20 protein-coding genes and 1 other annotated feature are annotated in these 18,337 nt (G+C 41.8%); of the genes, 19 read left to right on the plus strand and 1 reads right to left on the minus strand.

The features are described 5' to 3' along the window. Positions 1-38 precede the first annotated feature (38 nt). From K4Z77_RS01135 to K4Z77_RS01175, 9 genes are all read left to right on the plus strand, one after another. The gene (locus K4Z77_RS01135; protein ID WP_224218187.1) at positions 39-689 is read left to right on the plus strand and encodes a helix-hairpin-helix domain-containing protein; all 651 of its coding nucleotides are present in this window, start codon (positions 39-41) and stop codon (positions 687-689) included. Beyond that, a complete protein-coding gene (locus tag K4Z77_RS01140; protein WP_224218188.1) occupies positions 673-2,913 on the plus strand; it encodes a DNA internalization-related competence protein ComEC/Rec2 in 2,241 nt (746 codons plus the stop codon). Before K4Z77_RS01135 ends, K4Z77_RS01140 begins: the two co-directional genes overlap by 17 nt. A gap of 73 nt (positions 2,914-2,986) precedes the next feature. Next, positions 2,987-3,118, plus strand: a sequence feature (ribosomal protein L20 leader region). A gap of 15 nt (positions 3,119-3,133) precedes the next feature. Continuing rightward, positions 3,134-3,664 carry a translation initiation factor IF-3 gene (gene infC, locus K4Z77_RS01145; RefSeq protein ID WP_000848180.1) on the plus strand — a complete coding sequence of 177 codons (531 nt, stop codon included), beginning with the start codon at positions 3,134-3,136 and terminating at the stop codon, positions 3,662-3,664. A gap of 32 nt (positions 3,665-3,696) precedes the next feature. Continuing rightward, complete coding sequence (rpmI, locus tag K4Z77_RS01150; RefSeq protein ID WP_001125943.1) at positions 3,697-3,897, plus strand: 50S ribosomal protein L35; 201 nt, start codon at positions 3,697-3,699, stop codon at positions 3,895-3,897. A gap of 51 nt (positions 3,898-3,948) precedes the next feature. Then, positions 3,949-4,308 carry a 50S ribosomal protein L20 gene (gene rplT, locus K4Z77_RS01155; RefSeq protein WP_000124834.1) on the plus strand — a complete coding sequence of 120 codons (360 nt, stop codon included), beginning with the start codon at positions 3,949-3,951 and terminating at the stop codon, positions 4,306-4,308. Positions 4,309-4,365: 57 nt separating this feature from the next. Further along, on the plus strand, positions 4,366-4,746 hold the full coding sequence (gene gloA, locus K4Z77_RS01160) for a lactoylglutathione lyase (protein ID WP_000157153.1): 381 nt from the start codon (positions 4,366-4,368) through the stop codon (positions 4,744-4,746). Positions 4,747-4,994: 248 nt separating this feature from the next. Next, positions 4,995-5,795, plus strand: coding sequence for a dihydroorotate dehydrogenase electron transfer subunit (locus tag K4Z77_RS01165; protein WP_224218189.1), 801 nt, complete (start codon positions 4,995-4,997; stop codon positions 5,793-5,795). Next, on the plus strand, positions 5,758-6,744 hold the full coding sequence (locus K4Z77_RS01170; RefSeq protein WP_224218190.1) for a dihydroorotate dehydrogenase: 987 nt from the start codon (positions 5,758-5,760) through the stop codon (positions 6,742-6,744). The genes K4Z77_RS01165 and K4Z77_RS01170 overlap by 38 nt, the downstream gene beginning before the upstream one ends. 97 nt (positions 6,745-6,841) lie before the next feature. Next, complete coding sequence (locus tag K4Z77_RS01175; RefSeq protein ID WP_224218191.1) at positions 6,842-8,554, plus strand: glucosaminidase domain-containing protein; 1,713 nt, start codon at positions 6,842-6,844, stop codon at positions 8,552-8,554. Positions 8,555-8,811: 257 nt separating this feature from the next. On the opposite strand, the gene pavA is transcribed toward K4Z77_RS01175, so the two are convergent. Next, entirely contained in the window at positions 8,812-10,467 is a 1,656-nt protein-coding gene (gene pavA / locus K4Z77_RS01180) for an Rqc2 family fibronectin-binding protein PavA (protein WP_224218192.1), read from the minus strand. Positions 10,468-10,571: 104 nt separating this feature from the next. Between pavA and ybeY the strand changes: the two genes are divergently transcribed. From ybeY to smpB, 10 genes are all read left to right on the plus strand, one after another. Beyond that, positions 10,572-11,069, plus strand: a complete 498-nt coding sequence (gene ybeY, locus K4Z77_RS01185) for an rRNA maturation RNase YbeY (RefSeq protein WP_224218193.1) — start codon at positions 10,572-10,574, stop codon at positions 11,067-11,069. Further along, the gene (locus K4Z77_RS01190) at positions 11,050-11,445 is read left to right on the plus strand and encodes a diacylglycerol kinase family protein (RefSeq protein WP_000378170.1); all 396 of its coding nucleotides are present in this window, start codon (positions 11,050-11,052) and stop codon (positions 11,443-11,445) included. Before ybeY ends, K4Z77_RS01190 begins: the two co-directional genes overlap by 20 nt. Before the next feature lie 16 nt (positions 11,446-11,461). After that, on the plus strand, positions 11,462-12,361 hold the full coding sequence (era, locus tag K4Z77_RS01195; RefSeq protein WP_216731191.1) for a GTPase Era: 900 nt from the start codon (positions 11,462-11,464) through the stop codon (positions 12,359-12,361). 48 nt (positions 12,362-12,409) lie between these two features. Then, positions 12,410-13,234, plus strand: coding sequence for a DNA-formamidopyrimidine glycosylase (mutM, locus tag K4Z77_RS01200; protein WP_224218194.1), 825 nt, complete (start codon positions 12,410-12,412; stop codon positions 13,232-13,234). After that, positions 13,234-13,839: a dephospho-CoA kinase gene (gene coaE / locus K4Z77_RS01205; RefSeq protein ID WP_224218195.1), complete on the plus strand. Its 606-nt coding sequence runs from the start codon at positions 13,234-13,236 to the stop codon at positions 13,837-13,839. The genes mutM and coaE overlap by 1 nt, the downstream gene beginning before the upstream one ends. Further along, entirely contained in the window at positions 13,826-15,025 is a 1,200-nt protein-coding gene (gene pmrA, locus K4Z77_RS01210) for a multidrug efflux MFS transporter PmrA (protein ID WP_224218196.1), read from the plus strand. The genes coaE and pmrA overlap by 14 nt, the downstream gene beginning before the upstream one ends. Then, the gene (gene rpmG / locus K4Z77_RS01215) at positions 15,025-15,174 is read left to right on the plus strand and encodes a 50S ribosomal protein L33 (RefSeq protein WP_001809104.1); all 150 of its coding nucleotides are present in this window, start codon (positions 15,025-15,027) and stop codon (positions 15,172-15,174) included. The genes pmrA and rpmG overlap by 1 nt, the downstream gene beginning before the upstream one ends. 39 nt (positions 15,175-15,213) lie before the next feature. Further along, on the plus strand, positions 15,214-15,447 hold the full coding sequence (gene secG / locus K4Z77_RS01220; protein ID WP_000282517.1) for a preprotein translocase subunit SecG: 234 nt from the start codon (positions 15,214-15,216) through the stop codon (positions 15,445-15,447). Positions 15,448-15,547: 100 nt separating this feature from the next. Then, on the plus strand, positions 15,548-17,902 hold the full coding sequence (rnr, locus tag K4Z77_RS01225; protein WP_224218197.1) for a ribonuclease R: 2,355 nt from the start codon (positions 15,548-15,550) through the stop codon (positions 17,900-17,902). Further along, positions 17,865-18,332, plus strand: coding sequence for an SsrA-binding protein SmpB (gene smpB / locus K4Z77_RS01230; protein ID WP_001051750.1), 468 nt, complete (start codon positions 17,865-17,867; stop codon positions 18,330-18,332). The genes rnr and smpB overlap by 38 nt, the downstream gene beginning before the upstream one ends. The last annotated feature ends 5 nt before the right edge of the window (positions 18,333-18,337 follow it).

The raw sequence follows: 18,337 nt of genomic DNA on the forward strand, positions 1-18,337 counted from the left end.
TTTCTTTCTCTTACGAATAATCTAAGAGAGGAGAAAATATGGAAGCAATTATCGAGAAAATTAAAGAGTATAAAATCATTGTTATCTGTACTGGTCTGGGCTTACTTGTAGGAGGATTTTTCCTGCTAAAGCCAGCTCCACAAACACCTGTCAAGGAAACGAATTTGCAGGCAGAAGTTGCAGCTGTTTCCAAGGATTCGGTATCCGAAAAGGAAGTGAAGAAGGAAGAAAAGGAAGAACCTCTTGAACAAGACCTAATCACAGTAGATGTGAAGGGGGCTGTTAAATCGCCAGGGATTTATGATTTGCCTGTAGGTAGTCGAGTCAATGACGCTGTTCAGAAGGCAGGTGGCTTGACAGAGCAAGCAGACAGCAAGTCGCTCAATCTAGCTCAGAAAGTTAGTGATGAGGCTCTGGTTTACGTTCCAACTAAGGGAGAAGAAGCAGCTAGTGAAAAGACTGGTTCTGGGACAGCTTCTTCGACTAGCAAGGAAAAGAAGGTCAATATTAACAAAGCCAGTCTGGAAGAACTCAAGCAGGTCAAGGGTCTGGGAGGAAAACGAGCCCAGGATATTATCGATCATCGTGAGACGAATGGCAAATTCAAGTCGGTTGATGAACTTAAGAAGGTCTCTGGCATTGGTGCCAAGACCATAGAAAAGCTAAAAGACTATGTTACAGTGGATTAAGAAACTCCCTATTCCCCTAATTTACCTGAGTTTTCTATTGCTTTGGCTTTACTACGCTATTTTCTCAGCATCCTATCTTGCTTTGTTGGGCTTTGTTTTTCTGCTAGTCTGTCTCTTTATCCAATTTCCTTGGAAATCAGCAAGCAGAGTTCTAGTGATTTGTGGAGTCTTTGGTTTCTGGTTTCTCTTTCAAAATTGGCAACAGAGTCAAGCGAGTCAAAATTTGGCGTATTCTGTTGAAAGGGTACGGATTCTGCCCGACACTATTAAGGTCAATGGTGACAGTCTATCTTTTCGTGGCAAGTCTGATGGACGCATTTTTCAAGTCTATTATAAACTCCAGTCCGAGGAGGAGAAAGAAACCTTTCAAAATTTAACCGACCTTCATGATTTGAAACTAGAAGGAAAACTTTTAGAGCCAGAAGGGCAGAGAAATTTTGGTGGCTTTGACTACCAAGCTTATCTGAAGACTCAGGGAATTTACCAGACTCTCAATATTAAAAGAATCCAGTCACTTCAAAAGGTTGGCAGTTGGGATGCAGGTGAAAACCTGTCCAGTTTACGCCGAAAAGCTGTGGTTTGGATTAAGACACATTTTCCAGACCCTATGCGCAATTACATGACGGGGCTTCTATTAGGATATCTGGACACCGACTTTGAGGAGATGAATGAACTATATTCCAGTCTCGGGATTATCCACCTTTTTGCCTTGTCGGGCATGCAGGTAGGATTTTTCATGGATGGATTTAAGAAACTTCTCTTGCGATTGGGCTTGACCCAAGAAAAGGTGAAATGGCTGACCTATCCCTTTTCCCTTATTTATGCAGGTCTGACAGGATTTTCAGCATCAGTTATTCGCAGTCTCTTGCAAAAGTTACTGGCTCAACATGGTGTTAAGGGCTTGGACAATTTTGCCTTGACAGTCCTTGTCCTCTTTATCATCATGCCCAACTTTTTCCTGACAGCAGGAGGTGTCTTGTCCTGCACTTATGCTTTTATCTTGACCATGACCAGCAAAGAAGAGGAGGGACTCAAGGCTGTTGCCAGAGAAAGTCTGGTTATTTCTTTGGGAATATTACCCATTCTATCCTTCTATTTTGCGGAATTTCAGCCTTGGTCCATCCTTTTGACCTTTGTATTTTCCTTTCTTTTTGACTTGGTCTTCTTACCGCTCTTGTCTATCTTATTTGCCCTTTCCTTTCTCTATCCAGTCATTCAGCTGAATTTTATCTTTGAATGGTTGGAGGGAATGATTCGCTTGGTATCACAGGGGGCAAGTAGACCGCTTGTCTTTGGACAACCTAATGCATGGCTTTTAATCTTGTTGTTAATTTCCTTAGCTTTGGTCTATGATTTGAGGAAAAACATTAAAAGGCTAGCAGTGTTGAGCTTATTGATTACAGGTCTCTTTTTCTTGACCAAGTATCCACTGGAAAATGAAATCACTATGCTGGATGTGGGGCAAGGGGAAACTATTTTCTTACGGGATGTAACTGGGAAAACCATTCTCATAGATGTAGGTGGCAAGGCAGAGTCTGATAAGAAAATCGAGAAATGGCAAGAAAAGACGACGACCAGCAATGCTCAACGAACCTTGATTCCCTATCTCAAAAGTCGAGGAGTAGCCAAGATTGACCAGCTAGTTTTGACAAATACGGACAAGGAGCATGTTGGAGATTTGTTAGAGGTGACCAAGGCCTTCCATGTAGGGGAGATTTTAGTATCAAAAGGCAGTCTGAAACAGAAGGAATTTGTGGCAGAACTAGAAGCAAGCCAAACCAAGGTGCGTAGTGTGACAGTAGGAGAGAACTTGCCAATTTTTGGCAGTTACTTAGAAGTCCTATCTCCAAGGAAAAATGGAGATGGAGGTCATGAAGATTCCTTGGTTCTGTATGGGAAACTTTTGGATAAGCACTTTCTTTTTACAGGAAATTTGGAGGAAAAAGGAGAGAAGGAATTGCTGAAGCAATATCCTGACCTAGAAGTGGATGTTTTGAAAGCTGGCCAACATGGTTCTAAACACTCATCAAGTTTAGCCTTTCTAGAAACACTCAAACCAGAGTTTACTCTCATTTCAGTTGGAAAGAGCAATCGAACGAAATTCCCCCATCAGGAAACCTTGACACGACTGGAAGGTATCAATAGTAAAGTTTATCGAACTGACCAGCAAGGAGCTATACGGTTTAAAGGGTGGAGGAGTTGGAAAATCGAAACGGTTGGTTAATGAGCAGAAAATTTTCAAAAAAAATAACTTTTTATCTTGACAAGGTCTAGAAAACTTGGTATCATATAAAAGTTGAGAAAAGCAGAAGTGAGAGCTTCTCGCCTTGTGACATTAAGTTGCCTGGCCCTACGGATGAAAAGTTTCTAAGAAACGCTATCATAACGTGCGGGCTTGTATATTTACGAGTCCGCTATTGTTTTTCTCTAATAAAACAAAAGAGGTGAAAACCATAGCAAAGCAAGACTTATTCATCAATGATGAGATTCGTGTACGTGAAGTTCGCTTGATTGGTCTTGAAGGAGAACAGCTAGGCATCAAGCCACTCAGTGAAGCGCAAGCTTTGGCTGATAACGCTAATGTTGACCTAGTATTGATTCAACCCCAAGCCAAACCGCCTGTTGCAAAAATTATGGACTACGGTAAGTTCAAATTTGAGTACCAGAAGAAGCAAAAAGAACAACGTAAAAAACAAAGTGTTGTTACCGTGAAAGAAGTTCGTCTAAGTCCAACTATTGACAAGGGTGACTTTGATACAAAACTTCGCAATGCACGCAAATTCCTTGAAAAAGGAAATAAAGTTAAGGTATCTATTCGCTTTAAGGGTCGTATGATTACCCATAAAGAGATTGGTGCAAAAGTTTTAGCCGAGTTTGCTGAAGCAACTCAAGATATTGCCATCATCGAACAACGTGCTAAAATGGATGGACGTCAAATGTTCATGCAATTGGCGCCAGCGACTGACAAAAAATAATTGTCAGAAAGTTAAATAAAGGAGAAAAAATCATGCCAAAACAAAAAACACACCGCGCATCAGCTAAACGTTTCAAACGTACAGGTTCTGGTGGACTTAAACGTTTCCGTGCTTACACTTCTCACCGTTTCCACGGAAAAACTAAGAAACAACGTCGTCATCTTCGTAAAGCATCTATGGTGCATTCAGGAGATTACAAACGTATCAAAGCAATGCTTACTCGCTTGAAATAATAGCTTGACTGTAAGTAAACAATTCTAGGAAATATTTGGAGGAAATAAAACATGGCACGTGTTAAAGGTGGCGTTGTATCACGCAAACGTCGTAAACGTATTCTTAAATTAGCAAAAGGTTACTATGGAGCTAAACACATCTTGTTCCGTACTGCAAAAGAACAAGTAATGAACTCTTACTACTATGCATACCGTGACCGTCGTCAGAAAAAACGTGACTTCCGCAAATTGTGGATCACTCGTATCAACGCGGCAGCTCGTATGAACGGGCTTTCATACTCACAATTGATGCATGGTTTGAAATTGGCTGAGATCGAAGTTAACCGTAAAATGCTTGCGGACTTGGCTGTTAACGATGCAGCAGCTTTCACAGCTCTTGCAGATGCAGCTAAAGCAAAACTTGGTAAATAATAACAGATAAGACTGGAACAGGATTGTCCCAGTCTTTTTAAAAATAAAGGAGAAAAAATGGCTTCAAAAATGCTACACACTTGCTTGCGAGTAGAAAATCTTGAAAAATCAATCGCATTTTATCAAGATGCTTTTGGTTTTAAAGAATTGCGTCGCAGAGATTTTCCAGACCATGCCTTCACAATTGTCTATCTAGGACTTGAGGGTGACGACTATGAGTTGGAGTTGACTTATAACTACGATCATGGTCCTTATGTGGTTGGAGATGGGTTTGCCCATATCGCCCTCAGCACACCTGATCTTGAAGCGCTTCATCAAGAGCACAGTGCCAAAGGATATGAAGTGACTGAGCCAAATGGTCTACCAGGAACTGCACCTAACTATTACTTTGTCAAAGACCCTGATGGCTACAAGGTCGAAGTCATTCGTGAAAAATAATCTCGTGTGGTCAAGTAGAATGTTCGTTTTCTACTTGACTTTTTTTAGCTGAAAGAGTATACTAATAAAAATTTAACCTTTAAGGGGAGTCCAGAGAGACTCACAAGGTGTCAGATAAAAGAATAGTGCAATTTTCTAGAGGAGACTTTTTGAGTGTGCTCTCTTGTGTTGTACGATTTTAACTGAGGCCTTGCACTAGCAAGGTCTTTTCTTTGTCTGGTTCCCTTAAAATTTAAGGAGGAAAAGTCATGAATCCCACATGTAAGAAACGTTTGGGTGCAATTCGATTGGAAACCATGAAGGTGGTAGCACAGGAGGAAATCGCACCAAAAATCTTTGAATTAGTCCTAGAAGGGGAAATGGTTGAAGGTATGCGAGCAGGCCAATTTCTACATCTACGTGTGCCTGATGACGCCCATCTTTTGCGTCGTCCTATTTCAATTTCGTCTATTGATAAGGTAAACAAGCAGTGTCATCTCATTTATCGGATTGAAGGGGCTGGGACAGCTATTTTCTCAACCTTAAGTCAGGGAGACACTCTTGATGTGATGGGGCCTCAGGGGAATGGTTTTGATTTGTCTGACCTAGATGAGCAGAGCCAGATACTCCTCGTTGGTGGTGGGATTGGTGTTCCACCCTTGCTTGAGGTGGCCAAGGAATTGCATGCGCGTGGAGTGAAAGTAGTAACTGTGCTCGGTTTTGCTAATAAGGATGCTGTTATTTTAGAGACGGAATTAGCTCAATATGGTCAAGTCTTTGTAACGACAGATGATGGTTCTTATGGTATCAAGGGAAATGTTTCCGTTGTTATCAAGGATTTAGACAATCAATTTGATGCTGTTTACTCATGTGGGGCGCCTGGAATGATGAAGTATATCAATCAAACCTTTTATGACCACCCAAGGGCCTATCTGTCTCTGGAATCTCGTATGGCTTGTGGGATGGGAGCTTGCTATGCCTGCGTCCTAAAAGTACCAGAAAGCGAGACGGTCAGTCAACGCGTCTGTGAAGATGGGCCTGTTTTCCGAACAGGAACAGTTGTATTATAAGGAGAAAATCATGACTAGAAATCGTTTACAAGTTTCTCTAGCAGGCTTGGATTTGAAAAATCCGATCATTCCAGCATCAGGCTGTTTTGGTTTTGGCCAGGAGTATGCCAAATACTATGATTTAGATCTTTTAGGTTCCATTATGATTAAGGCAACGACCCTTGAACCACGCTTTGGCAATCCAACTCCAAGGGTGGCAGAGACACCCGCTGGTATGCTCAATGCAATTGGCTTACAAAATCCTGGTTTGGAAGTTGTTTTGGCTGAAAAGCTACCGTGGTTGGAAAGAGAATATCCAAATCTTCCCATCATTGCCAATGTAGCTGGTTTTTCAAAACAAGAGTATGCGGCTGTTTCTCATGGTATTTCCAAGGCAACTAATGTGAAGGCTATTGAGCTCAATATTTCTTGTCCCAACGTAGATCACTGTAATCATGGACTCTTGATTGGTCAAGATCCTGATCTGGCTTATGATGTGGTGAAAGCAGCTGTGGAAGCCTCTGATGTACCAGTTTATGTTAAACTAACTCCTAGTGTGACCGATATCGTTACTGTCGCAAAAGCTGCAGAAGATGCGGGAGCAAGTGGTTTAACCATGATTAATACTCTAGTTGGAATGCGCTTTGACCTCAAAACCAGAAAACCAATCTTGGCCAATGGAACAGGTGGAATGTCTGGTCCAGCAGTCTTTCCAGTAGCCCTCAAACTCATCCGCCAAGTCGCCCAAACTACAGACCTGCCCATCATTGGAATGGGGGGAGTGGATTCGGCAGAAGCTGCCCTAGAAATGTATCTGGCTGGAGCCTCTGCCATCGGAGTTGGAACAGCCAACTTTACCAATCCATATGCCTGTCCTGATATTATTGAAAATCTGCCAAAAGTCATGGACAAATACGGCATTAGCAGTCTGGAAGATCTACGCAAGGAAGTAAAAGAGTCTCTGAGGTAAACTGCAATCAATCTGTTCTTGATTTTTTATTAGTTTGTAATGTTGATTATAGAGAATTTTGATACAATAAAGTAGAAAGAACAGAGGAAGAAAGTTTATGAAGAAATTGAGATTTGTTTTTTTAGCTCTGCTATTTTTCTTAGCTAGTCCAGAGGGTGTAATGGTAAGTGATGGTACTTGGCAAGGAAAACAATACCTGAAAGCAGATGGGAGTCAAGCAGCCAATGAGTGGGTTTTTGATGCTCACTATCAATCTTGGTTTTATATAAAAGAAGATGCAAACTACGCTGAAAATGAATGGCTGAAACAAGGTGACGACTATTTTTACCTAAAATCTGGTGGCTATATGGCCAAGTCAGAATGGGTAGAAGACAAGGGAGTCCTCTATTATCTTGACCAAAATGGAAAGATGAAAAGAAATGCTTGGGTAGGAACTTCCTATGTTGGTGCAACAGGTGCCAAAGTAATCGAAGACTGGGTCTATGATTCTCAATACGACGCTTGGTTTTATATAAAAGCAGATGGACAACACGCAGAGAAAGAATGGCTCCAAATTAAGGGCAAGGACTATTATTTTAAATCTGGCGGTTATTTACTAACAAGTCAGTGGATTGAGCAGGCTTATGTGAATGCTAGTGGTGCCAAAGTACAGCAAGGTTGGCTTTATGACAAACAATACCAATCTTGGTTTTACATCAAAGCAAATGGAAATCATGCTGATAAAGAATGGATTTTCGAAAATGGTCACTATTATTATCTAAAATCCGGTGGCTATTTGGCAGTGAATGAATGGATTTGGGATAAGGAATCTTGGTTTTATATAAAATCTGATGGGAAAATGACTGAGAAAGAATGGTTATACGATTCTAAAAGTCAAGCCTGGTACTACTTCAAATCTGGTGGCTACATGGCGAAAAATGAGACTGTAGATGGTTATCAGCTTGGAAGCGACGGTAAATGGCTTGGAGAAAAAGCTACAAACGAAAATGCTGCTTACTATCAAGTAGTGCCTGTCACAGCAAATATTTATAATGTAGATGGTAAAAAGCTCTCCTATATATCGCAAGGTAGTGTCGTCTGGCTAGATAGGGATAGAAAAAGTGATGACAAGCGCTTGGCTATTACTATTTCTGGTTTGTCAGGCTACATGAAAACAGAAGATTTACAAGCGCTAGATGCTAGTAAGGATTTTATCCCTTATTATGAGAGTGATGGACATCGTTTTTATCACTATGTGGCTCAGAATGCTAGTATCCCAGTAGCTTCTCATCTTTCTGATATGGAAGTAGGCAAGAAATATTATTCGGCAGATGGGCTGCATTTTGATGGTTTTAACCTTGAAATCCCCTTCCTTTTCAAAGATTTGACAGAGGCTACAAACTATAGTGCTGAAGACTTGGATAAGGTATTTAGTCTGTTAAATATTGACAATAGTCTCTTGGAAAACAAGGGAGCTACCTTTAAGGAAGCCGAAGAACATTACCATATCAATGCCCTCTATCTCCTTGCCCATAGTGCTTTAGAAAGTGATTGGGGACGTAGCAAGATTGCCAAAGATAAGAATAATTTCTTTGGAATTACAGCCTATGATACGACCCCTTACCTTTCTGCCAAGACATTTGATGATGTGGATAAGGGAATTTTAGGTGCCACCAAGTGGATTAAGGAAAATTATATCGATAGGGGCAGAACTTTCCTTGGAAACAAGGCGTCTGGTATGAATGTGGAATATGCCTCAGATCCTTATTGGGGCGAAAAAATTGCTAGTGTGATGATGAAAATCAACGAGAAACTAGGTGGCAAAGATTAGTCCTATAATTGGATATGATTTGAGTGAGTAGTAATACTCTTCGAAAATCTCTTCAAACCACGTCAACGTCGCCTTGGATTATATATGGTTACTGACTTTGTCAGTTCTATCTGCAACCTCAAAACAGTGTTTTGAGCTGACTTCGTCAGTCTTATCTCCAACCTCAAAGCAGTGTTTTGAGCAGCCTGCGGCTAGTTTCCTAGTTTGCTCTTTGATTTTCATTGAGTATAAGTTAAAAATCCTGATTTCAAGTAAAATCAGGATTTCTTCATGGATGCGATTTTTTCTGGATCTGGTGTGACACGGAGGGTCTTTTGTCCTGTGTAAGTAACAAAGCCTGGTTTTCCACCAGTTGGTTTGTTGAGTTTCTTGACTTCAATCATATCTACCTGAACCAGATTTGACAGGCGACCTTGAGAGAAGTAGGCGGCTAATTCTGCCGCGTCTGTCTTGACTTCATCGGAAGGGTCAAGATTGCCTGAGATGACAACATGGCTTCCAGGAATGTCCTTGGCATGGAACCAAAGTTCCTCCTTGCGGGCCATTTTAAAGGTAAGTTCCTCATTTTGCAGGTTATTGCGTCCGACATAGATGATGGTCTTGCCATCGCTTGCTAGATATTGTTCTGGTTTTTTGCGCTTCTGGATTTTCTCCCGCTGTCTTCTGCGAATGAAGCCTGTTTGGATCAATTCTTCACGAATTTCAGCGATTTCTTCCAGTCCAGCTTGGTTGAGGACGGTTTCCACACTTTCTAGATAGAGAATGGTTGCCTTGGTTTCTTCAATCAGATCAGTCAAGTATTTGACAGCTTCTTTGAGTTTCTGGTAACGTTTAAAATAGCGTTGAGCATTCTGGTTGGGAGTTAGAGCCTTATCAAGCGCAATCGTGATTGGTTGGTTGGTGTAGTAGTTGTCTAGGATAACCTGGTCTTGGTCGTTAGGTACTTGATGGAGGAAGGTTGTCAGCAATTCTCCTTTTTGACGAAATTCTTCAGCGTTGTCTGTCGCCAGTAACTCTTTTTCCTGTTTTTTGAGTTTGTGGCGGTTTTTCTGAAGTTCATTTTCAACACGGCGAATGAGTTCGCTGGCTTGTTGTTTGACACGGTCGCGCTCAGCCTTGTCCTTATAGTAGGTGTCCAACAAATCAGAAAGACTGGCAAAAGGCTCTCCCACCTGATTAGCAAAAGGAATTGGGCTGAAGGAAGTCTCAGTCAAGCATGGCTTGGTTTCTTGATTGAAAAAGTTACGGAAAGTAGATAGTTTATCACTAATCAGAATGCTTTCCAATTCATTTACCGTATCACGTCCCAGACCTTGAAAGAGATTTTGAAGATGTTTAGCTGTTGTTTCCTGTGTTTGCAGGATTTCAAAGAGTTTCTCGTCCTTGATGGTGAAAGGATTGAGTGATTCCGTGCTTGGCGGAGCGATATAGGTCGACCCAGGCAGCAAGGTGCGGTAGCTATTTTGTGAAAAGCCGACGTGTTTAATGACTTCGAGAATTTTATGACTACTCTTATCAACCAGTAGAATATTACTGTGTTTCCCCATGATTTCGATAATCAAGGTAGCCTGAATATGGTCTCCAATCTCGTTTTTATTGGAAACCGTAATTTCTACAATTCGGTCATTTTCCACCTGCTCAATCGACTCAATCAGGGCACCCTGCAAATACTTTCTCAAAACCATGATAAAGGTAGAAGGTTGGGCAGGATTTTCAAAAGTTGTTTGGGTCAGCTGAATGCGACCAAAAACTGGATGCGCAGAAAGGAGCAGGCGATGGCTTTGGCGATTGCTGCGGATTTGCAAGACCAACTCTTGTTCAAAAGGTTGATTGATTTTCTGAATGCGACCATTCACTAACTCTCTTCGCAATTCCTCAACCATGTGGTGTAAAAAAAATCCGTCAAATGACATCGTTCTCTCCTTGTGATTGTATTCCATAGTATTATATCAAAAAGGTAGAATAAAATCATGGAAATGTGGTATAATAAAGCCAAGTAAAGAGAAACGAGAAGCACATGTATATTGAAATGGTAGATGAAACTGGTCAGGTTTCAAAAGAAATGTTGCAACAAACCCAAGAAATTTTGGAATTTGCAGCCCAAAAATTAGGAAAAGAAGACAAGGAGATGGCAGTCACTTTTGTGACTAATGAGCGTAGTCATGAACTCAATCTGGAGTACCGTGACACGGACCGTCCGACAGATGTCATCAGCCTTGAGTATAAACCAGAGTTGGATATTGCCTTTGATGAAGAGGATTTGCTTGAAAATCCAGAATTGTCAGAGATGATGTCTGAGTTTGATGCCTATATTGGGGAACTTTTCATCTCTATTGATAAGGCTCATGAGCAGGCCGAGGAATACGGTCACAGCTTTGAGCGTGAGATGGGCTTCTTGGCAGTACACGGCTTTTTACATATCAATGGCTATGATCACTACACTCCGGAAGAAGAAGCGGAGATGTTCGGTTTACAAGAAGAAATTTTGACAGCCTATGGACTCACAAGACAATAAACGAAAATGGAAAAATCGTGACCTGATATCTAGTTTAGAATTTGCTCTCACAGGAATTTTTACTGCCATCAAGGAAGAACGCAATATGCGAAAACATGCAGTGACGGCTCTTGTAGTCATTCTTGCAGGTTTAGTTTTTCAGGTGTCACGAATCGAATGGCTCTTTCTCCTATTGAGCATTTTCTTGGTAGTAGCTTTTGAAATTATCAATTCTGCTATTGAAAATGTGGTGGATTTGGCCAGTCACTATCACTTTTCCATGCTGGCTAAAAATGCCAAGGATATGGCGGCTGGCGCGGTATTAGTGGTATCTCTTTTCGCAGCCTTAACAGGCGCATTGATTTTTCTCCCACGAATCTGGGATCTATTATTTTAAACAGTAAGAGGAAATTATGACATTTAAATCAGGCTTTGTAGCCATTTTAGGACGTCCCAATGTTGGGAAGTCAACCTTTTTAAATCATGTCATGGGGCAAAAGATTGCTATCATGAGTGACAAGGCGCAGACAACGCGCAACAAAATTATGGGAATTTACACGACTGATAAGGAGCAAATTGTCTTTATCGACACACCAGGGATTCATAAGCCTAAAACGGCACTTGGAGATTTCATGGTCGAATCCGCCTACAGCACTCTCCGTGAAGTAGATACAGTTCTCTTTATGGTTCCAGCTGATGAAGCGCGTGGCAAAGGGGACGATATGATTATCGAACGTCTCAAGGCTGCTAAGGTTCCTGTGATTTTGGTTGTGAACAAGATCGATAAGGTTCACCCAGACCAGCTTTTGTCTCAGATTGATGATTTCCGTAATCAAATGGACTTTAAGGAAATCGTTCCAATCTCAGCTCTTCAAGGGAATAACGTTTCTCGTCTAGTGGATATTTTGAGTGAAAATCTGGACGAAGGATTCCAGTATTTCCCGTCTGATCAAATCACAGACCATCCAGAACGTTTCTTGGTTTCAGAAATGGTTCGTGAGAAAGTCTTGCACCTAACTCGTGAAGAGATTCCGCACTCAGTTGCTGTAGTGGTTGACTCTATGAAACGAGATGAAGAGACAGACAAGGTTCACATTCGTGCAACTATTATGGTTGAGCGGGATAGTCAGAAAGGGATTATCATCGGTAAGGGTGGCGCTATGCTCAAGAAAATTGGGACTATGGCCCGTCGTGATATCGAACTTATGCTAGGGGACAAGGTTTTCCTAGAAACCTGGGTCAAGGTCAAGAAAAACTGGCGCGATAAAAAGCTAGATTTAGCTGACTTTGGCTATAATGAAAAAGAATACTAAGTAGAGGTGGGCTCATGCCTGCTTCTTGTTTTTACAGAAGGAGGATTTATGCCTGAATTACCTGAGGTTGAAACTGTTCGTCGTGGCTTAGAAAAATTGATTTTGGGTAAAAAGATTTCTAGCATTGATATTCGCTATCCCAAGATGATTAAAACGGATTTGGACGAGTTTCAAAAGGAAGTGCCTGATCAAGTTGTTAAGTCAATGGGACGCCGTGGAAAATATTTGCTTTTTTATCTGACAGACAAGGTCTTGATTTCCCATTTGCGGATGGAGGGCAAGTATTTTTACTATCCAGACCAAGCACCTGAACGCAAACATGCCCATGTTTTCTTCCAGTTTGAGGATGGTGGCACGCTTGTTTATGAGGATGTACGCAAGTTTGGTACTATGGAACTCTTGGCTCCTGACCTTTTAGACGCCTACTTTATTTCTAAGAAATTAGGTCCTGAACCAAGCGAACAAGACTTTGATTTGCAGGTCTTTCAAGCTGCCCTTGCCAAGTCCAAAAAGCCTATCAAATCCCATCTCCTAGACCAGACCTTGGTAGCTGGACTTGGCAATATCTATGTGGATGAGGTTCTCTGGCGAGCTCAGGTTCATCCAGCCAGACCTTCCCAGACTTTGACAGCAGAAGAAGCGACAGCCATTCATGACCAGACCATTGCTGTATTGGGCCAGGCTGTTGAAAAAGGTGGCTCCACCATTCGGACTTATACCAATGCCTTTGGGGAAGACGGAACCATGCAGGATTTTCATCAGGTCTATGACAAGGCTGGTCAAGAATGTGTACGCTGTGGTACCATCATTGAGAAAATCCAACTAGGCGGACGAGGAACTCACTTTTGTCCTCAGTGCCAAAGGAGGGGCTGATGGGAAAAATCATCGGAATCACTGGGGGAATTGCCTCTGGTAAGTCAACCGTGACAAATTTTCTAAGAAAGCAAGGCTTTCAAGTAGTGGATGCCGACGCAGTCGTCCACCAACTACAGAAACCTGGTGGTCGTCTGTATCAGGCTTTAGTCCAGCATTTTGGCCAAGAAATCATTCTAGAAAACGGAGAACTTAATCGCTCTCTCCTAGCTAGTCTCATCTTTTCAAATTCTGAAGAGCGAGAATGGTCTAAGCAAACCCAAGGGGAGATTATTCGTGAAGAGTTGGCTACTTTGAGAGACCAGTTGGCTCAGACAGAAGAGATTTTCTTCATGGATATTCCCCTACTTTTTGAGCAGGACTACAGCGCTTGGTTTGATGAGACTTGGTTGGTCTATGTGGATAGAGATGTCCAAGTAGAACGCTTAATGAAAAGGGACCAGTTGTCCAAAGATGAAGCTGAGTTTCGTCTGGCAGCCCAGTGGCCTTTAGAGAAAAAGAAAGATTTAGCCAGTTATGTTCTAGATAACAATGGAAATCAGGATCAGCTTCTCACTCAGGTTCGTATCCTTCTTGAAGGGAGTAGCCAAGATGACAGAGATTAACTGGAAGGATAATCTGCGCATTGCTTGGTTTGGTAATTTTCTGACAGGAGCCAGTATTTCCTTAGTTGTGCCTTTTATGCCTATCTTTGTGGAAAATCTGGGTGTAGGGAGTGATCAAGCTGCTTTTTATGCAGGTTTAGCTATTTCTGTCTCTGCCATTTCCGCGGCGCTCTTTTCTCCTATCTGGGGTATCCTTGCTGATAAATACGGTCGAAAACCCATGATGATTCGTGCTGGTCTGGCCATGACTATCACTATGGGAGGCTTAGCCTTTGTCCCAAATATTTATTGGTTAATCTTTCTCCGTTTACTAAACGGTGTATTTGCGGGTTTTGTTCCCAATGCAACGGCCTTGATAGCCAGTCAGGTTCCCAAGGAAAAATCAGGCTCTGCCTTAGGTACTTTGTCTACAGGGGTAGTTGCAGGTACTCTAACTGGTCCTTTTATTGGTGGCTTTATCGCAGAATTATTTGGCATTCGTACTGTTTTCTTACTGGTTGGTAGTTTTCTATTCTTAGCTGCTATTTTGACTATTTGCTTTATTAAGGAAGATTTTCAACCAGTAGCCAAGGAAAAGGCCATCCCAACAAAGGAATTGTTTACCTCAGTTAAATACCCCTATCTCTTGGTCAACCTCTTTCTGACCAGTTTTGTCATCCAATTTTCAGCCCAATCAATTGGCCCTATTTTAGCACTTTATGTGCGCGACTTAGGTCAAACAGAAAATCTTCTCTTTGTGTCTGGTTTGATTGTATCCAGTATGGGCTTTTCCAGTATGATGAGTGCAGGAATCATGGGCAAGCTAGGTGACAAGGTGGGCAATCATCGTCTCTTGGTTATCGCCCAGTTTTATTCAGTTATCATCTATCTTCTCTGTGCCAATGCTTCTAGCCCCCTTCAACTAGGACTCTATCGTTTCCTCTTTGGCTTGGGAACCGGTGCCTTGATTCCCGGAGTTAATGCCCTTCTCAGCAAGATGACGCCCAAAGCTGGTATTTCGAGAGTCTTTGCCTTCAATCAGGTATTCTTTTATCTGGGAGGTGTCGTTGGTCCCATGGCAGGTTCTGCAGTAGCAGGTCAATTTGGCTACCATGCTGTCTTTTATGCGACAAGCCTTTGTGTTGCCTTTAGTTGTCTCTTTAACCTGCTTCAATTTCGAACATTATTAAAAGTAAAGGAAATCTAGTGCGAGTAAAAATTAATCTAAAATGCTCCTCTTGTGGTAGTATCAATTATCTAACTAGTAAAAATTCTAAAACCCATCCAGACAAGATTGAGGTTTTAAAGTATTGTCCCAAGGAAAGAAAAGTAACCCTACATCTTGAATCTAAGTAGATTTTATGGTAAAATAATAGGGATTTTAAGGAGTTTGATATGTATAACCTATTATTAACCATTTTATTAGTATTATCTGTTGTGATTGTGATTGCGATTTTCATGCAACCAACCAAAAACCAATCCAGCAATGTATTTGATGCCAGCTCAGGTGATTTGTTTGAACGCAGTAAAGCACGCGGTTTTGAAGCTGTAATGCAGCGTTTGACAGGGATTTTAGTCTTTTTCTGGCTAGCCATTGCCTTAGCATTGACGGTATTATCAAGTAGATAAGAAAATAATGGGCAGGACTAGGTCTTTGCCTCTTTTTATTTTTAAAGGATGTTTGAGAAGGTTTTACAGTAAAAGAAAAGAAAAAATCTAGAAAGAAAATATGAAAGATAGAATAAAAGAATATTTACAAGATAAGGGAAAGGTGACTGTCAATGACTTGGCTCAGGCTTTGGGAAAAGACGAGTCCAAGGATTTTCGTGAGTTGATTAAAACCTTGTCCCTAATGGAAAGAAAGCATCAGATTCGCTTTGAAGAAGATGGAACGTTTACTTTGGAAGTCAAGAAAAAACATGAGATTACTCTCAAGGGGATTTTTCATGCTCATAAAAATGGCTTTGGTTTTGTCAGCCTAGAAGGCGAGGAGGACGACCTTTTTGTAGGGAAAAACGATGTCAACTATGCTATTGATGGTGATACCGTTGAGGTCGTCATCAAGAAAGTTGCTGATCGTAACAAGGGAACAGCTGCCGAAGCCAAAATTATCGATATCTTAGAACACAGTTTGACAACTGTTGTCGGTCAAATCGTTCTAGATCAGGAAAAGCCCAAGTATGCTGGCTACATCCGTTCGAAAAATCAGAAAATCAGTCAACCGATCTATGTGAAGAAACCAGCCCTTAAACTGGAGGGAACAGAAGTTCTCAAGGTCTTTATCGATAAATACCCAAGCAAGAAACATGATTTCTTTGTCGCTAGTGTCCTCGATGTGGTGGGGCATTCAACGGATGTCGGAATTGATGTCCTTGAGGTTTTGGAGTCTATGGACATTGTCTCAGAATTTCCAGAGGCTGTTGTCAAGGAGGCAGAAAGTGTGCCTGATGCTCCGTCTCAAAAGGATATGGAAGGCCGTCTGGATTTGAGAGATGAGATTACCTTTACCATTGACGGTGCGGACGCCAAGGACTTGGACGATGCGGTGCATATTAAGGCTTTGAAAAATGGCAATCTGGAGCTTGGAGTTCACATAGCAGACGTTTCCTACTATGTGACCGAGGGTTCTGCCCTTGACAAGGAAGCCCTTAACCGTGCGACTTCTGTCTATGTGACAGACCGTGTGGTTCCAATGCTTCCAGAACGACTGTCTAATGGAATTTGCTCCCTCAATCCTCAAGTTGACCGCCTGACCCAGTCTGCTATTATGGAGATTGATAAACATGGTCGTGTGGTCAATTACACCATTACACAAACAGTTATCAAGACCAGTTTTCGTATGACCTATAGTGATGTTAATGATATCCTAGCTGGCGACGAGGAAAAGAGACAAGAATATAAGAAAATTGTTCCAAGTATTGAACTTATGGCTAAGCTCCATGAAACTCTAGAAAACATGCGTGTGAAACGTGGAGCCCTCAATTTCGATACCACCGAAGCGAAGATTTTAGTGGATAAACAGGGTAAGCCTGTTGATATCGTTCTTCGTCAGCGTGGTGTTGCTGAGCGCATGATTGAATCCTTTATGCTGATGGCCAATGAAACAGTTGCCGAGCATTTTAGCAAGCTGGATTTGCCTTTTATTTATCGTATCCATGAGGAGCCAAAGGCTGAAAAGGTTCAGAAGTTTATTGATTATGCTTCGAGCTTTGGCTTGTGCATTTATGGGACTGCCAGTAAGATTAGCCAGGAGGCCCTCCAAGACATCATGCGTGCTGTTGAGGGAGAGCCTTATGCGGATGTATTATCCATGATGCTTCTTCGTTCTATGCAGCAGGCTCGCTATTCGGAGCACAATCACGGCCACTATGGACTAGCTGCTGACTATTATACTCACTTTACTAGTCCTATTCGTCGTTATCCAGACCTTCTTGTTCACCGTATGATTCGGGATTACGGCTGTTCTACGGAAATAGCAGAGCATTTTGAGCAAGTGATCCCAGAGATTGCGACCCAGTCCTCAAACCGTGAACGTCGTGCTATTGAGGCTGAGCGTGAAGTCGAAGCCATGAAAAAGGCTGAGTATATGGAAGAATACGTGGGTGAAGAGTACGATGCTGTTGTATCAAGTATCGTCAAATTCGGTCTCTTTGTTGAATTGCCAAATACAGTTGAAGGCTTGATTCACATCACCAATTTGCCTGAGTTCTACCATTTCAACGAACGTGATTTGACTCTTCGTGGGGAGAAATCAGGAACAACCTTCCGTGTAGGTCAGCAAATCCGTATCCGAGTTGAAAGAGCCGACAAGATGACGGGCGAGATTGATTTCTCTTACATTCCAAGTGAGTTTGATGTGATTGAGAAAGGCTTGAAACAAGCTGGTCGCAAAGACAGAGGGCGTGGTTCAAATCGTCGTTCAGATAAGAAGGAAGATAAGAGAAAATCAGGACGCTCAAATGATAAGCGAAAGCATTCACAAAAAGACAAGAAGAAAAAGGGCAAGAAACCTTTTTACAAGGAAGTAGCTAAGAAAGGAGCCAAGCATGGCAAAGGGCGAGGGAAAGGTCGTCGCACAAAATAAAAAGGCGCGCCACGACTATACTATCGTAGATACGCTAGAGGCAGGGATGGTCCTGACTGGAACTGAAATCAAGAGTGTACGAGCAGCTCGAATCAATCTCAAGGATGGCTTTGCCCAAGTAAAAAATGGAGAAGTCTGGTTGAGCAATGTTCATATCGCTCCTTACGAAGAGGGCAATATCTGGAACCAAGAACCAGAACGTCGTCGAAAACTCTTACTTCATAAAAAGCAAATCCAAAAGTTGGAACAAGAGACCAAAGGAACAGGAATGACCCTGGTTCCTCTTAAAGTCTATATCAAAGATGGTTATGCCAAGCTCCTTTTAGGTTTAGCTAAAGGGAAGCATGACTATGATAAACGGGAGTCAATCAAACGTCGTGAGCAGAATCGCGATATTGCGCGTGTTATGAAAGCTGTTAATCAGCGATAAAAAGA

Origin of the sequence: Streptococcus mitis subsp. hohhotensis, assembly GCF_020089495.2 — a bacterium.
GTDB lineage: Bacteria > Bacillota > Bacilli > Lactobacillales > Streptococcaceae > Streptococcus > Streptococcus hohhotensis.

What these genes read in the sequence shown, in the direction of transcription:
- mutM (WP_224218194.1), top strand. Translation starts at nt 12,410, where the DNA reads ATGCCTGAATTACCTGAGGTTGAAACTGTTCGTCGTGGCTTAGAAAAA.
- pmrA (WP_224218196.1), top strand. Translation starts at nt 13,826, where the DNA reads ATGACAGAGATTAACTGGAAGGATAATCTGCGCATTGCTTGGTTTGGT.
- ybeY (WP_224218193.1), top strand. Translation starts at nt 10,572, where the DNA reads ATGTATATTGAAATGGTAGATGAAACTGGTCAGGTTTCAAAAGAAATG.
- K4Z77_RS01140 (WP_224218188.1), top strand. Translation starts at nt 673, where the DNA reads ATGTTACAGTGGATTAAGAAACTCCCTATTCCCCTAATTTACCTGAGT.
- K4Z77_RS01170 (WP_224218190.1), top strand. Translation starts at nt 5,758, where the DNA reads ATGGGCCTGTTTTCCGAACAGGAACAGTTGTATTATAAGGAGAAAATC.
- gloA (WP_000157153.1), top strand. Translation starts at nt 4,366, where the DNA reads ATGGCTTCAAAAATGCTACACACTTGCTTGCGAGTAGAAAATCTTGAA.
- K4Z77_RS01175 (WP_224218191.1), top strand. Translation starts at nt 6,842, where the DNA reads ATGAAGAAATTGAGATTTGTTTTTTTAGCTCTGCTATTTTTCTTAGCT.
- era (WP_216731191.1), top strand. Translation starts at nt 11,462, where the DNA reads ATGACATTTAAATCAGGCTTTGTAGCCATTTTAGGACGTCCCAATGTT.
- K4Z77_RS01190 (WP_000378170.1), top strand. Translation starts at nt 11,050, where the DNA reads ATGGACTCACAAGACAATAAACGAAAATGGAAAAATCGTGACCTGATA.
- coaE (WP_224218195.1), top strand. Translation starts at nt 13,234, where the DNA reads ATGGGAAAAATCATCGGAATCACTGGGGGAATTGCCTCTGGTAAGTCA.
- secG (WP_000282517.1), top strand. Translation starts at nt 15,214, where the DNA reads ATGTATAACCTATTATTAACCATTTTATTAGTATTATCTGTTGTGATT.
- rplT (WP_000124834.1), top strand. Translation starts at nt 3,949, where the DNA reads ATGGCACGTGTTAAAGGTGGCGTTGTATCACGCAAACGTCGTAAACGT.
- pavA (WP_224218192.1), bottom strand. Translation starts at nt 10,467, where the DNA reads ATGTCATTTGACGGATTTTTTTTACACCACATGGTTGAGGAATTGCGA.
- K4Z77_RS01135 (WP_224218187.1), top strand. Translation starts at nt 39, where the DNA reads ATGGAAGCAATTATCGAGAAAATTAAAGAGTATAAAATCATTGTTATC.
- K4Z77_RS01165 (WP_224218189.1), top strand. Translation starts at nt 4,995, where the DNA reads ATGAATCCCACATGTAAGAAACGTTTGGGTGCAATTCGATTGGAAACC.
- rpmI (WP_001125943.1), top strand. Translation starts at nt 3,697, where the DNA reads ATGCCAAAACAAAAAACACACCGCGCATCAGCTAAACGTTTCAAACGT.
- rnr (WP_224218197.1), top strand. Translation starts at nt 15,548, where the DNA reads ATGAAAGATAGAATAAAAGAATATTTACAAGATAAGGGAAAGGTGACT.
- smpB (WP_001051750.1), top strand. Translation starts at nt 17,865, where the DNA reads ATGGCAAAGGGCGAGGGAAAGGTCGTCGCACAAAATAAAAAGGCGCGC.